General features: G+C 65.1%; 13 protein-coding genes. 5 read left to right on the top strand and 8 right to left on the bottom strand.

Annotation, left to right across the window (positions count from 1 at the left end):
• Positions 1 to 8: 8 nt before the first annotated feature.
• The 5 genes from mtnC to ACCQ09_RS12015 all read right to left on the bottom strand — a co-directional run bounded on the left by mtnC (position 9) and on the right by ACCQ09_RS12015 (position 5607).
• Complete coding sequence (gene mtnC, locus ACCQ09_RS12035; RefSeq protein ID WP_011036988.1) at positions 9 to 707, bottom strand: acireductone synthase; 699 nt, start codon at positions 705 to 707, stop codon at positions 9 to 11.
• Between the two features lie 2 nt (positions 708 to 709).
• Positions 710 to 1276 (bottom strand): 1,2-dihydroxy-3-keto-5-methylthiopentene dioxygenase, encoded by a 567-nt coding sequence (locus ACCQ09_RS12030; RefSeq protein ID WP_040942323.1) that lies wholly within the window; start codon positions 1274 to 1276, stop codon positions 710 to 712.
• A 33-nt stretch (positions 1277 to 1309) separates the two neighbouring features.
• Positions 1310 to 1963 carry a methylthioribulose 1-phosphate dehydratase gene (locus tag ACCQ09_RS12025; RefSeq protein WP_011036990.1) on the bottom strand — a complete coding sequence of 218 codons (654 nt, stop codon included), beginning with the start codon at positions 1961 to 1963 and terminating at the stop codon, positions 1310 to 1312.
• A 667-nt stretch (positions 1964 to 2630) separates the two neighbouring features.
• Complete coding sequence (locus ACCQ09_RS12020; RefSeq protein WP_040941386.1) at positions 2631 to 4061, bottom strand: amino acid permease; 1431 nt, start codon at positions 4059 to 4061, stop codon at positions 2631 to 2633.
• Between the two features lie 73 nt (positions 4062 to 4134).
• A complete protein-coding gene (locus tag ACCQ09_RS12015) occupies positions 4135 to 5607 on the bottom strand; it encodes an amino acid permease (protein ID WP_016944570.1) in 1473 nt (490 codons plus the stop codon).
• A 173-nt stretch (positions 5608 to 5780) separates the two neighbouring features.
• Between ACCQ09_RS12015 and ACCQ09_RS12010 the strand changes: the two genes are divergently transcribed.
• Positions 5781 to 6332 (top strand): NUDIX hydrolase, encoded by a 552-nt coding sequence (locus ACCQ09_RS12010; protein ID WP_012438273.1) that lies wholly within the window; start codon positions 5781 to 5783, stop codon positions 6330 to 6332.
• A 106-nt stretch (positions 6333 to 6438) separates the two neighbouring features.
• On the top strand, positions 6439 to 6720 hold the full coding sequence (locus ACCQ09_RS12005; RefSeq protein ID WP_011036994.1) for a hypothetical protein: 282 nt from the start codon (positions 6439 to 6441) through the stop codon (positions 6718 to 6720).
• 197 nt (positions 6721 to 6917) lie between these two features.
• Here ACCQ09_RS12005 and serA read toward each other — a convergent pair whose 3' ends face one another.
• Positions 6918 to 8159: a phosphoglycerate dehydrogenase gene (gene serA / locus ACCQ09_RS12000; RefSeq protein WP_040941385.1), complete on the bottom strand. Its 1242-nt coding sequence runs from the start codon at positions 8157 to 8159 to the stop codon at positions 6918 to 6920.
• 207 nt (positions 8160 to 8366) lie between these two features.
• Here serA and ACCQ09_RS11995 point away from each other — a divergent pair, with 207 nt between their 5' ends.
• From ACCQ09_RS11995 to ACCQ09_RS11985, 3 genes are read left to right on the top strand one after another with little or no spacing between them, the layout of a single operon-like run.
• Positions 8367 to 9785 (top strand): D-2-hydroxyglutarate dehydrogenase, encoded by a 1419-nt coding sequence (locus ACCQ09_RS11995; RefSeq protein WP_040941384.1) that lies wholly within the window; start codon positions 8367 to 8369, stop codon positions 9783 to 9785.
• Positions 9786 to 9819: 34 nt separating this feature from the next.
• Complete coding sequence (locus tag ACCQ09_RS11990; protein ID WP_011036997.1) at positions 9820 to 10113, top strand: DUF2388 domain-containing protein; 294 nt, start codon at positions 9820 to 9822, stop codon at positions 10111 to 10113.
• Entirely contained in the window at positions 10110 to 11972 is a 1863-nt protein-coding gene (locus ACCQ09_RS11985; protein WP_040941383.1) for a DUF7844 domain-containing protein, read from the top strand. The genes ACCQ09_RS11990 and ACCQ09_RS11985 overlap by 4 nt, the downstream gene beginning before the upstream one ends.
• A gap of 255 nt (positions 11973 to 12227) precedes the next feature.
• Here the strand turns inward: ACCQ09_RS11985 and ACCQ09_RS11980 are convergent, their stop codons facing one another.
• Positions 12228 to 12638: a hypothetical protein gene (locus tag ACCQ09_RS11980; RefSeq protein ID WP_040941382.1), complete on the bottom strand. Its 411-nt coding sequence runs from the start codon at positions 12636 to 12638 to the stop codon at positions 12228 to 12230.
• A gap of 1 nt (position 12639) precedes the next feature.
• On the bottom strand, positions 12640 to 13206 hold the full coding sequence (gene yeiP / locus ACCQ09_RS11975) for an elongation factor P-like protein YeiP (RefSeq protein ID WP_011037000.1): 567 nt from the start codon (positions 13204 to 13206) through the stop codon (positions 12640 to 12642).
• Between the last annotated feature and the right edge of the window lie 4 nt (positions 13207 to 13210).

The raw sequence follows: 13210 nt of genomic DNA, 5'->3' as shown, positions 1-13210 counted from the left end.
GTGGCCAGTTACAGCACCAACTGCGTGAAGCTTTCCACGCGCTGGTGGCTGCCCACATCGTCCGCCGAACGCGGGGTGGGGTAATCCTCCAGGCGGTCGAGCAGCGCGGTGCGCATGCCGGCGCGCTTGGCAGCATCCAGTTCCTCGATCACGTCAGACAGGAACAGGATCTCCGGCGCCGGCACGCCGATGCGTTCGGCGATGCGGCGGTAGCTGGAACTCTCGCGCTTGGGGCCCACCTCGGTGTCGAACCAGTCGCTCACCAGGCCGCTCAGGTCGCCGGCATCGCTATGTGCGAAGAACAGCTTCTGCGCCGGCACCGAACCGGACGAATACACGTACAGCGGAATGCCTTCGGCATGCCAGGCCTGCAGCTGGATCGCCGCGTCTGTATAGATATGCGCGCTGAAATCGGCGGTGCGGTAGCCGTCCTCCCAGATCATGCCCTGCAGGGCCTTGAGCGCGGTGTGCTTGCGGTCTTCGTCGATCCAGGTCTGCAAGGTGGTGATCAGCACCTCGTCCGGCACGTCTTCGCCGATCTCGTCGGCCACCTGATTGAGCCAGTGCCGCACCTGCGGGTGCCCGCCGTGCTCGCGCACGTAAGCGGGCATGGCGCGGCGCGCATACGGGAACAGCACGTCCTTGACGAAAGAGATGCTGCTGGTGGTGCCTTCGATATCGGTGAGGATCGCTTGCGGTCGTGTCATCGTCAGCTGGCCTTTGGAGGTTTCTCGGGGGCGTAGCGGGGGAATTGTTTGGCGATTTCGGTGCCGGTGAAGTGGCCGACCCAACCGTCCGGCTCGGTGAAGAAACGGATTGCCACGAAGTGCGGCTCCGGGCCCATGTCGAACCAATGCAACGTGCTGTCCGGCACCGCAATCAGATCATCTTTGACGCATTCGATCTCGTAGACCTGCGCGTCCACGTGCAGCGTGAACAACCCGTAGCCGGCCACGAAGAAGCGCACCTCGTCTTCCTTGTGGAAGTGCTCATCCAGGAACTTGGCACGCATTTCTTCGCGCTTGGGGTTGTCTGGCGCGATGCTCACCACGTCCACGGTCTTGAAGCCGCGCTCGGCGCTGATGCGGTCGATGTCGGCGCGGTAGGCGGCCATCACCTGTTCGGGCGATGCACCCGGTTCGACCGGCTGGCTGGCGTGCCAGCGCTCGAAGGTGACACCAATCTTGCGCAGCTCGGTGGCGATCTGCTCACCGTCGCGGCTGTCGAAGTGCGGGGTGGTCGGGTTGGAATCGGCAAAAATACGCAGTCGGCTCATGGCGGTCTGGCTCACACGTGGGGCGGGGAGGGCTTAGCGCGGACTGCGCAGCTTGAGCAGCTCGAGTTCGCAATGCAGCAGGAATTCGAATGCCTCCAGATGACGGCGTGCCTCGGCCATGTTGCGGCCCCAGGCATACAGGCCGTGTCCTTCGATGAGATACCCCCACATGCTCTGTTTGTCCAGCAAGGCCTCGACCTGCGCGGCCAGCACCTGCATGTCCTGGGTGTTGGCGAACACCGGCACATCCACCGCGGTTTCGTGGGTGGTATTTCCCTCGAAGGCCTTGAGCAGTTCATAGCCTTCCAGGCGGATCACGCCGCTGCCTGCATACAGGCGGGAGGCAATCGTCTGCACCGGCGAATGCGTGTGCAACACGCAGCCAATCTCCGGGAACCGGCGATACAGCTGGGTGTGCAACAGGGTTTCGGCAGACGGGCGCAACGGGCGGCCCACGGGCTGGCCATCGAAGTCCACCACCATGATGTCTTCTTCGACCAGGCGGCCCTTGTCGCGTCCGGAGACGGTGATGGCCGCGTGCTGCTCGTCCAGGCGATGGGAAAAATTACTGCTGGTGGCAGGCGTCCAGCCGGCCTGGGCCAGCTCACGGATATTGCCGATCAACAGCTGCGCCAGCTCGTGCAAACGGGCGGCGCTATAGGGCAGGGGGGCAGTGGTCGCATTCATGCGCCTATTCTACTGCCCCACCGGATTAGGGTCAGGTGCAGCGCAGCAGGGGCTGTTCCTGCCGCGCTCGGATCGCGAATGGCTGACGGAATGTAACGAGCGTGCGTCTGGCAGTGAGCGCAGTGGTTTTGTTCGTTGTCTCTTTTTGGGTTCAGTCAGAAGCCCGTGTCAAACGCTGAGTGGGTCGGGCGCGCGGTGCCCTCACCGCTCGCGGGACACGCCGTGAACCCGTCCCTGGGGGCTCGGTGGCCGCATCCATGCCGCCACACGGTCCCGCAAGCGGCGAGGACACCGCACCAGACGGTTGGTCGGTGGCCGCATGAACAGCCGCTTGTCGCACCTGTGTCGGATGTCGAACCAGCACCAGCATCAAAAAACGTGCATCACGTAGGGCGCTTTGCTATGCACGTCGACCATCTCGACCGGTCCTTGCCCGCACAGCACCGCGGGAAATGACGCGGCATGGATGCCGCGTAAGAGCCGACGGGGACATCCTCGCGAAGTGTCCTGCGATGGTGGGCGGGCCAGGGTCCTTGCAGCAACGCCGCAGATCAGAGCCTTGGAGGCCAAGCCACAAATCAGCCGCCCTGCAACGAAGGCTCAGATCGCCCGCTCCCCTAGGGGGCGCGCAGCCGTTTTGTCAGTCCCTGCTGGCCCGCGCGCGTGCTCAGCGGCCCTCGCGCAGGCGGCTGTGGCGATAGCCGTAGCCGAAATAGACCACCAGCCCGACCAGGGTCCATAGCCCCATCAGCATCCAGTTGTGCAGCGTCATCGCCGACAGCAAGGCCAGGCAGCTGAGCGCACCGGCGCTGCAGATCAGCCACGCGGCCGGCATGCGGAACGGACGCGGCAGTTCCGGATGGGTGCGGCGCAGGATCAGCACGCCCGCACACACGGCGGCGAAGGCGATCAGCGTGCCCATCGAGGTCAGCTCGCCCAGCACATCCAGCGGGAAGACGGCCGCCAGTATGGCGATGCCCACGCCAGTGATGACGGTATTGATGTGCGGCGTGCGGTACTTGGGATGGATGCGCGTGAACACCTCCGGCAGCAGGCCATCGCGCGCAATGATCATGAAGATGCGCGGCTGCCCGATGATCATCACCAGCACCACCGACGACAGCCCGATCAGCGCACCCACTTCCACCACCACGCGCAACCAGGCCAGCTGCGGATGCGCGGCCACTGCGGTCACTACCGGCTCATCGGTGCCCAGCTGGGTGAACGGCACCAGGCCGGTCATCACCGCGGCCATGGCGATGTAGAGCACGGTGCAGATCACCAGCGACAGCATCATGCCGATCGGCAGATCGCGTTGCGGACGGTGCGATTCCTGCGCCGCCACCGACACCGCCTCGAAGCCGATGTAGGCGAAGAACACCATCGCCGCGCCACGCAGCACACCTTCCATGCCGTACTTGCCCGGTGCTTCGTTGGCGGGGATGAAGGGATGCCAGTTGGCCGGGTCCACGTACTTCCAGCCCGCCGCAATGACCAGGATGATCAGCCCGGTTTTGAGGATCACCATCGCCATGTTCATCGCCGACGACTTGCGGATGCCGACATAGCACAGCCAGGTCAGCAACAACACGATGCCGGCGGCGGGCAGGTTGGCGATCGCGCCGGTGCGCTGCAGCTTGCCGTCCAGCGGTGCGCTGACCAGGGCGGCCGGCAAATGGATGCCGAAGTGTTCCAGCAGACTGAGGAAATATCCGGTCCAGCTGACCGCGACCGCCGAGGCAGAGACGCCGTATTCCAGCACCAGCATCCAGCCGATGAACCAGGCCGCCAGCTCGCCGAAGGTGGCGTAGGTATAGGTGTAGGCGCTGCCGGAGACTGGCACCATCGCCGCAAATTCGGCGTAGGCCATGGCGCAGAACGCGCAGCAGATCGCCGCGAGCACGAACGACAGCACGATCGCCGGGCCGGCATGGTCGGCCGCGGCCTGGCCGGTGATCACGAAGATGCCGCCGCCGATCACCGCGCCGATGCCCAGGGCGGTCAGCCCCCAGGGACCGAGCGCGCGTTGCAGGCCCAGCCCGTCGGCCGCCTCATGGCTGGCGTGCGGGTGTTTGGTGGCCCAAAGTTGTTTGAACATGGAGCGGTTCCGGCTTGGCGCTGCGCGCGATCGTTGAACGAGAAGACCGGCGCGAACGCCGGTCTTGAAAGGGTCAGGCCTTGCGAGCCAGACGGCTATGGTGGATGCCGTAGCCGAAATAGATGACCAGGCCGATCACGGTCCAGCCCACGAACACCTTCCAGTGTTCCTGGAAGGCCTGGAAGAACAGGGCCAGGCACGCAAGCGTACCCAACGGACAAACTATCATTGCCAGCGGTACACGGAACGGACGCTCCAGCTCGGGCTTGGTGAAACGCAGCACCATTACGCCGGCGCACACGGTGGCGAAGGCGAGCAGGGTGCCCATCGACACCAGTTCACCCAGCACGCTGAGCGGGATCAACCCCGCCAGTGATGCGGCGACCACCCCCACGATCACGGTGCCGACATATGGCGTGTGGAATTTCGGGTGCACCTTGCCGAACAGTTTGGGCATCAACCCATCCTTGGCCATGGTGTAGAAGATGCGCGGCTGTGCCATCAGCATCACCAGCACCACCGAGGACAGGCCGGCGATCGCGCCGATCTCCACCGCAGTCTTGAGCCAAGTCAGTTGCGGGTGCGCTTCCAGCGCAGTGGCCACCGGCTTGGCAGTGCCAAGCTGGGTATATGGCATCAAACCTGTCAGCACTGCACACACGATGATGTAGATGATGGTGCACACCGCCAGCGAGCCGAGGATGCCGATCGGCATGTTGCGTTGCGGGTCCTTGGTTTCTCCAGCCGAGGTCGATACCGCATCGAAGCCAATGTAGGCAAAGAACACGATCGAGGCAGCGCGGAATACGCCGCTCCAGCCAAATACGCCTGGGGCGGTATTTTCGGGAATGAAAGGATGCCAGTTGGCCGGGTCGATATATGCCGCGCCGAAGCCAACAAACAGACAGATCACTGCGATCTTGATCGCCACGACAATTGCGTTGATGAAGGCCGACTGGGTAATGCCGACATAGCACAACCCACTCACCGCAGCCACGATGAGCACGGCAGGCAGGTTGAGGATGTTGCCAGACGCCACGAATTCGCCATTGATCCAGGCAAGCGGGGCGTTGGTCAGCTCTGTGGGGAACGGAAGACCCAGCGTGCCGGTGATGAAGCTGATCAGATAGGCAGACCACGCCACCGCGACGCTTGACCCTGCGAACAGATATTCCAGCACCAGGCACCAGCCAATGAACCAGGCGATGCCTTCTCCAAGCGTCGCGTAGGAATACGAGTAAGCACTTCCGGAGACCGGCATCATTGCCGCGAACTCGGCGTAACACAGGCCGGCAAACGTGCAGGCGATACCCGCGAAGACAAACGACAGCATCACCGCTGGCCCAGCATGGTTGGCAGCCGCCTGGCCGGTCATCACAAAGATGCCTGCGCCGATCACCGCGCCGATGCCGAGCATGATCAGGTGCTTGGCGGTGAGGGTCCGTTGCAGCGTCGCTTCGCCCTGCAGGCTGCCTTCGACCGGTTCGCCCGCATCCACACGTCCGGCGGGCTCGATCGGTTTGACCCTCAACAGAGACTTCAGCATTCGGTACATCCTAAGTGGCAGAACGAAGGCGCGCGCGCCTGGGCGAAGTGTGCGCCGCATCCCGATGGGACAGGCAAGCGGCCTACCTTGCCAAAGCTACACGCTCACGACAAGCGCGTACGCAGCATGAATGGCGATAATGGTCGCTGGTCCATGACAACCGGGAACAATAGATGGTGGATGCACCCCTGCGGCAGCAACTGACGGTCTACCGCGCCCGCTGGCCGAACGAGTCCGAGGTGGCCGACCAGTTCGAGCAACTCCTGGACGATGCCACCGATCCGTTCGTGCGCGAGCGTGTCGAAGGTCACTTCACCGGCTCGGCGTGGGTGGTCGGTGCCGATGGCACCCGCACGCTGCTGACCCATCACCGCAAGCTGCAGCGCTGGCTGCAGCTGGGCGGCCACGCCGATGGCGACCGCGATCTGGCTCAGGTGGCACTGCGCGAAGCACAGGAGGAATCCGGCCTCAACGGCCTGACCCTGGCCGACGGCCTGCTGTTCGATCTGGACCGGCACTGGATCCCGGCCCGTGGCGAGGTGGCCGGCCACTGGCATTACGACGCCCGCTACGTGGTGGTCGCCGGCGCTGACGAGACCTTCCAGGTCAGCGAAGAATCGCTCGCTTTGGCGTGGCGCCCGATCGCCGAGCTGCTGGCCGACCCGGAGCTGGATCCGTCGATGCGTCGCATGGCCGAGAAGTGGATGGCGCACGGCGGCAGCTGATGCGCCGGCGACGGGCGTTGCCGGGCCGGCTTGCGCGGGCGCCGAGCGTCCGTTGGCTGGGCGGGCATGGCGGGATTGGGTACCCTTGGGCGCCCGTTGCCTGTCCATGCCCATGTCCCGCACCGCTGCTTCGTTCACTTACCGCTTGGCGTTCCGCCCGGTCGACGACCGGATGGACTCGGCCGAACTGGCGCGTACCGTGCAACGGGCGCTGCTGGCGTTGAGCGGGCCGCCGCATGGCGTGGCGATCGTCAGCCTGCAGCGCCCGCCGCGCGAGGATGGCGACGGCCTGTACATGGAGGCGGTCACCACCGGCCCGGAGCGGTGGTATTTGAAGGCCGACGACTATCTGTTGAGCGAGGGCTTGCGCGGCGAGTTGCAGCCCTGAGGGGCTGGGATTCGGGATTGGGGATTGGGGATTCGCAAGCGCGTACGTCGCGTGATCCGCTCTTACGCGCTTGTTTTGGCGGTGTGCGCATTCGCTTTTGCGCCACCGCAATCGATCCAAGCCAGATACCTGTCAGAGAAAGGGCTCGCCAGCGCCGCCACTCTTCCCGATCCCAAATTCCGAATCCCTAATCCCCGTCAGTAGAGAACCCGCGTCCGCAAGGTGCCGGTGATCTGACCCAGCTCGTCCTTCAACACGCCCGCCAGCTCCTCGCTGGCGCTGACGTCGATCACCACATAGCCCACCTTGGGGTCGGTGCGCAAAAACTGACCATCGATGTTGAGGTTGTGGCGCGAGAACAGTTCGTTGATCTGCGACAGCACGCCCGGCACGTTGCGGTGGATGTGCAGCAGCCGCAGGCTGTCGGGGTGCTCGGGCAGGGTGACTTCAGGGAAGTTCACCGCCGACAAGGTGCTGCCGTTGTCGCTGTAGCGCACCAGTTTGGCGGCTACTTCCACGCCGATATTGTCCTGTGCTTCCAGCGTGCTGCCGCCCACGTGCGGGGTCAGGATGACGTTGTCGTGCGCAATCAACGGGGACTCGAACGCATCGCCATTGCCCTTGGGCTCGATCGGGAACACGTCCACGGCCGCGCCGCCGATCTGGCCGGAGGTGAGCGCCGCATCCAGTGCATCGATGTCGATGACGGTGCCGCGCGAGGCATTGATCAGATGCGCGCCGGGCTTCATGCGGGCGATTTCTGCCGCGCCGATCATGTCCTTGGTGGACGGGGTCTCCGGCACGTGCAGGGTCACCACGTCCGAGCGCGCCAGCAGGTCGTCCAGGTCGATCGCCGCGCGCGCGTTGCCCAGCGACAGCTTGGTTTCGATGTCGTGGAAGATCACCTGCATGCCTAGCGATTCGGCCAGCACGCCAACCTGGGTGCCAATGTGCCCGTAGCCAACGATGCCCAACACCTTGCCGCGGGTTTCGTGGCTGCCGGCGGCCGACTTGGACCAGCCACCGCGGTGACATTCGGCATTCTTCTGCGGGATGCCGCGCAACAGCAGGATGGCCTCGGCGATGACCAGTTCGGCCACGCTGCGGGTGTTGGAGTAGGGCGCGTTGAACACCGGAATGCCCGCCAGTTCCGCCGCCTCCAGGTCGACCTGATTGGTGCCGATGCAGAAGCAGCCCACCGCGATCAGTCGCTTGGCGTGCGCCAGCACATCGGCGCTCAAATGGGTGCGCGAGCGAATGCCGACGATGTGCGCCTCGGCGATGCGCGCCTTGAGTTCGTCCTCGGGCAGGGACTTGGCGTGCAGCTCGATCTGCGAGTAACCGGCGGCGCGGAACACGTCCACGGCGGTCTGGCTGATGCCTTCCAGCAACAGGACGCGGATGTCCTGCTTGGGAAACGAGGTTTTCTTCGGCGACATGGTGGACGCACTGCAGCAATCGGGCCGGCCACTATGCCAGATGGGGTGAGCGATTTGGCACCCGCCGTGCCTGCGGTGTGACGTCGCAGCCCTTGTGCCGCAACGGTTTCAGCTGAATCCAACGCCGCGCGCACGCAGGTTGATGCGGCTGGACGGGGCCGGCGCAGGCTGGCACGCTGTGCGGTTCCTACCGCCGCGCTGCGTGCCATGACCGATCCCCGCATCCTCTCCTTGCAACAGGCCGTCCCCGCGCTGCGGTTGAAGACCGGACCGGCCGACCTGGAGCACTACGGCCGTGACTGGACGCGCCGCTGGACGCCCAATCCGCTGGCCATCGCGCTGCCGGGGTCGGTGGAAGAAGTGCAGGCGGTGGTGCGCTGGGCCAACACGCATGCGGTGGCGGTGGTGCCCTCGGGCGGGCGTACCGGTTTGTCTGGTGGCGCGGTCGCAGCCAATGGCGAGCTGGTGCTGAGCCTGGAGCGGTTGAACAAGCCGCTGGCCTTCGATGCGGTGGATCGCACGCTCACCGTGCAGGCCGGCATGCCGCTGGAAGCGGTGCACAACGCCGCGCGCGAGCACGGCCTGGTGTACCCGGTGGATTTCGCAGCGCGTGGTTCGTGCTCGATCGGCGGCAACATCGCCACCAATGCCGGCGGCATCCGCGTGATCCGCTACGGCAACACCCGCGAATGGGTGGCCGGGCTCAGCGTGGTCACCGGCACCGGCGAGCTGCTGCATCTCAACAATGCGTTGGTGAAAAATTCCAGCGGCTACGACTTCCGGCATCTGATGATCGGCTCGGAAGGCACGCTGGGTATCGTGGTCGAAGCAACCCTGCGGCTGACCGACCTGCCGCCGCCGAGCAACGTGATGCTGCTGGCGCTGCCGTCGTTCGATGTGTTGATGCAGGTGTTCGCGGCGTTTCGCGCACAGCTGCGGCTGGAAGCGTTCGAATTCTTCACCGACCGCGCGCTGGAGCACGTGCTGGCGCACGGCGCGCAGGCGCCGTTTGCGCAGGTGCACCCGTACTACGTGGTGACCGAATTCGCTGCCGGCGATGAGGCGCAGGAAGCGGCGGCGATGGCGGCGTTCGAGGCCTGCATGGAGCAGGGCTGGGTGAGCGACGGGGTGATCAGCCAGAGCGATGCGCAGGCGGCGCAGCTGTGGCGCCTGCGCGAAGGCATCACTGAGGCGCTGGCGCGTTACACCCCTTACAAGAACGATGTGTCGGTGCGGATCTCGGCGATGCCGGCGTTCCTGGCCGAGACGCAGGCACTGCTGCACGATGCTTACCCGCATTTCGATGTGGTGTGGTTTGGCCATATCGGCGACGGCAACCTGCATATCAACGTGCTCAAGCCCGATGCCACCAGCCAGGCAGATTTCATCACTGCCTGCGAGCAGGTCACCAAGTTGCTGGCGCAGAGCCTGCAGCGTTTCGACGGCAGCATCTCGGCCGAGCACGGCATTGGCCTGGTCAAGAAACCGTACCTGTGGAGTACGCGCTCGGCGGCAGAAATCGCGCTGATGCGCGGCATCAAACAGGTGCTCGACCCCCATCTTTTGCTGAATCCAGGCAAGCTGTTCGACATGGACGAGGTGCCCGGCGCAACGCCTGCCGGGTAGTCTCTTCACCACCTCACATGGAATAGACACGCCGATGATGCGCTCCCTGGTGTTTTGTGCGTTGACCCTGCTGCCGCTGGCAGCCGCCGCATCCAGTCTTGCGGGAACCTCGGCCGGTGCCTCGTCGGCCGGTTCGTCCAACAGCAGCAGTTCCGGCGACGACAAGGTGGTTGCCGACGCACGCGAGGATGCGGCCGGTTTCGTGGCCAGCGATGGCGCCATCCGTGGTGCGCGGCTTGAAGCGGCATTGCTGCAATTGCGCAGTCGCAGCGATGCGGCGCGCGTGTCCAGCGACCTGGAACTGGCTCAGTCCATTCTGGCGCAGTGAATCGTCGTCGCCGGTGCGCATGGCTGTGGCTGGCCGCAGCGATCGCACCGGCGGCGCACGCCCAATCGCAGCGTTCGCCCGTGCTGCAGGTGTCGGTTGTCGCATCGGAGTTGACCCCTTCCGAGCGCGCGGCCAGCCAGGCGCTGCTGCAGCAGGTTGAACAACGCTTGCCGGCGGGCTGGGTAACGCGCGATGCAGCACCCATTCAATTGCAGTGGCGCCGCGATTTGCCGGCGCAGGTGCATGGTCGTGCGATCGGCAATCGCATCCTGCTCGATCATGCGCTGTTGGATGCCTGGAGCATGCAGCCCGCCAGCGCACGCACTGACATCAGCGCCCCGGCCACACGTGCGGCGATGGCGGCGTTGGTGCATGAATTGGCGCACGTGCGCGACCGTGGAGCGGGCAGTACGTTGTCGCGCGACCCACGCCTGCGCGATCTTGCCGGCTGGCAGGTGCGTCCCTGGCGGGTCGGGCGCGGTGCAAACCGCTTCAGCGACCGCAGTCCCGATGCCTACGAGCGGCATAGCCCGGCCGAATTTGTTGCGGTCAATCTCGAGCATTACGTGCTGGATGCGGACTACGCCTGCCGCCGTCCAGCGCTCGCGGCCTGGTTTTCCGAGCGGCTAGGGCCGCCGCACGCTGCGGCAGCATGCGCGCCGACCTTGCCGTATCTGCAGGCCGACAACGATGCCGGTGCGATGTCGCTTTTGGCGTTGGATCCGGCGCGGGTCTATGCGGTGGACTATCTGCTTGCCGAAGGCAACGAGCAGCCGATGAGTCGCTGGGGCCACAGCATGTTGCGGTTGGTGATCTGCGCGCCCGGTCGCGTGCCAGGGCCGGCATGCCGGCTGGATCTGCAGTATCACCGCGTGCTGTCGTTTCGTGCCTTCGTCGGCGATGTGCAGATCTCCAGCTGGCGCGGGCTGACCGGCTCGTATCCGTCGCGGCTGTTCGTGCTGCCGTTGAACCAGGTCATCGACGAATACACCAAAGTGGAATTGCGTGCCCTGTCGTCGGTGCCGCTGGCGTTGCGCCCGGATGAGATCGCCGCGTTGCTGACGCGCGCCGCGCAGGTGCACTGGAGCTACGACGGGCGCTATTACTTCATCAGCAACAACTGTGCGGTGGAAACCTACAAGTTGTTGCACGACGGCGTGCCGCGTCTTGCTGAAGCCGGCATGTCATCGATCACCCCGCGCGGCGTGCGCCAGCGGCTGCAGCGCGCCGGCCTTGCCGATCTGCACGTGCTGGACGACCGCGCGCAGGCCACACGCCAGGGCTATTACTTCGAATCGGCGGCTGCGCATTACCAGGCCATGTTCGACGTGCTTCGGCGCGGCATCCCGGTACCGCAGATGAGTGTCGCGCAATGGCTGGATGCCGCGCCTGGCGCACGCGCGCAGTGGTTCGACCGCGGCGGCTTGCGCGAAACCGCAGCTGCATTACTGCTGGAGCAGGCCGCATTACGGCGACAGGAGCTGATCGCGCGCGATGCGCTCAAGCGCCTGTTGCGGCCCGGCATCGCCGAGCGCGCAGCAGTGCAGGATCAACTGCTGCGCCTGTTCGCCCGGCAGGCGCGGCTCAGTCACCCGGCGGCGCTTCTCGATGGCCCCGGCTACGGATTGCCGCAGGCCGACGAGCAGCAACGTGTGCGCGCCCAGGTCGCGCAGGCCAGTAGCGGCCTGGCCGATGGCTGGAAGCAATTGCAGGCGCTGGGCCGACAGCAGTTGTCTGCCGAGCTGCGCGATGATCTGGAACAGAGTGAAGCGAACGTGGAAAGACTGCGTGCACGATTGCGTGTGCTTGCACAGCCGGTGCAGGCAGTTGCGGCTGCTGGATCAGTGACTGCCAAGTGAGCGGCGACGCTGGCGTTTGCGTCGGTTGATTGCAGCGTTGCAGGCATTGCGGGTGCATCCAACACACCAACACGCCCGCGACTTGAAGGTCTTTAGGACACTGCGAATGAGTTGACGCTGACAACAGCGCGCATGCCGCGTTGCGCTGCGCGCAAGCTAACGCCGGAACGGACGTGCTTTCCAGCCCGTCTAGCGTGAGAAAGCGGCTTGGGAGCGTCGAGAACACAGCCAGCCGCTACGTCTGCATGGCACGGCTCAGCTCGCAGGCTGCAAATCCGCTTGTTTTGCGTAGTTGCGCAGCCACTCGCTGATGCCGGCATCGTTGCGGTAGCGCTGCATCAATGCAGCCAGCCGGGCGGGTGCCGGCGTGCAGTACTGCTCCACGGCCGCTTCGATTTCGCGGCGGCGCGCGTCGTCGTACGGCTCTTCGCCGGCGAAATGCTCGCAGGTGTCGTAGTCGTCCACCAGCTTGCGCACGTCATCCGGCATGCCGCACAGGCCGGCCGGATGTTGCAGCCATTCCTCTTCCACCACCGGGTCGGTGCAGGCGAGTGCAGCGGTCACGGGGGCGACCGCCGCAGGGGCGGGCGCCGGTGCCGGCTCGGCGGTGCATGCGCTCAGCGCCAGCAGCGCGAGCAGCGCGAGCAGGCACAGGATGCTGCGCATGTCAGTCGGCGCGGCCAGCGAATTCGCCGGTGGTGGTGTTGACCAGCACGCGTTCGCCGTTGGTGATGTATTCCGGCACCATGATTTCCAGCCCAGTGTTGAGCTTGGCCGGCTTGGGCCGCTTGGTGGCAGTGCCGCCCTTGAGCTCTGGCGGGGTTTCGACCACTTCCAGCGTCACCGTCTGCGGCAGCTGCACGGCGACCGGCTGGTCGTCGATCACCTGCACGAAGATGCCGGTGAGGCCATCGGTGATGTAGCCGGCGTCGGTGCCGATCACCTCCGCGTCCAGCATGTAGGGGGTGTAGTCCTCGTCGTCCATGAACACGAAGGCCTCGCCGTCCTTATACGAATAGGTCGACTGGCGGCGCAGCAGTTCCACTTCCGGCAGGTTGTCGTCGGCATCGAAGCTGGCATCCAGCTTGGCGCCGCCCGGCACGCTGTACATGATGAAGCGGAAGCGCACATTGCCGCCACGGCCCTGCGGCGAGCTGCGTTCGATGTCGCGGATCTGGTAAATGCCGCCGTTGTATTCGACGACGTTGCCTTTCTTGATGTCGTTAGCTTTCATGGGA

It is taken from the genome of Xanthomonas sp. NCPPB 2586, from assembly GCF_041475775.2.
GTDB lineage: Bacteria > Pseudomonadota > Gammaproteobacteria > Xanthomonadales > Xanthomonadaceae > Xanthomonas > Xanthomonas campestris.
This window is presented reverse-complemented; position numbering and strand designations above follow the sequence as displayed.

What these genes read in the sequence shown, in the direction of transcription:
- ACCQ09_RS12025 (WP_011036990.1), bottom strand. Translation starts at nt 1,963, where the DNA reads ATGAATGCGACCACTGCCCCCCTGCCCTATAGCGCCGCCCGTTTGCAC.
- ACCQ09_RS12020 (WP_040941386.1), bottom strand. Translation starts at nt 4,061, where the DNA reads ATGTTCAAACAACTTTGGGCCACCAAACACCCGCACGCCAGCCATGAG.
- ACCQ09_RS11995 (WP_040941384.1), top strand. Translation starts at nt 8,367, where the DNA reads ATGACCGATCCCCGCATCCTCTCCTTGCAACAGGCCGTCCCCGCGCTG.
- ACCQ09_RS11990 (WP_011036997.1), top strand. Translation starts at nt 9,820, where the DNA reads ATGATGCGCTCCCTGGTGTTTTGTGCGTTGACCCTGCTGCCGCTGGCA.
- ACCQ09_RS12005 (WP_011036994.1), top strand. Translation starts at nt 6,439, where the DNA reads ATGCCCATGTCCCGCACCGCTGCTTCGTTCACTTACCGCTTGGCGTTC.
- ACCQ09_RS11980 (WP_040941382.1), bottom strand. Translation starts at nt 12,638, where the DNA reads ATGCGCAGCATCCTGTGCCTGCTCGCGCTGCTCGCGCTGCTGGCGCTG.
- yeiP (WP_011037000.1), bottom strand. Translation starts at nt 13,206, where the DNA reads ATGAAAGCTAACGACATCAAGAAAGGCAACGTCGTCGAATACAACGGC.
- serA (WP_040941385.1), bottom strand. Translation starts at nt 8,159, where the DNA reads ATGTCGCCGAAGAAAACCTCGTTTCCCAAGCAGGACATCCGCGTCCTG.
- ACCQ09_RS12010 (WP_012438273.1), top strand. Translation starts at nt 5,781, where the DNA reads ATGGTGGATGCACCCCTGCGGCAGCAACTGACGGTCTACCGCGCCCGC.
- ACCQ09_RS12015 (WP_016944570.1), bottom strand. Translation starts at nt 5,607, where the DNA reads ATGCTGAAGTCTCTGTTGAGGGTCAAACCGATCGAGCCCGCCGGACGT.
- ACCQ09_RS12030 (WP_040942323.1), bottom strand. Translation starts at nt 1,276, where the DNA reads ATGAGCCGACTGCGTATTTTTGCCGATTCCAACCCGACCACCCCGCAC.
- mtnC (WP_011036988.1), bottom strand. Translation starts at nt 707, where the DNA reads ATGACACGACCGCAAGCGATCCTCACCGATATCGAAGGCACCACCAGC.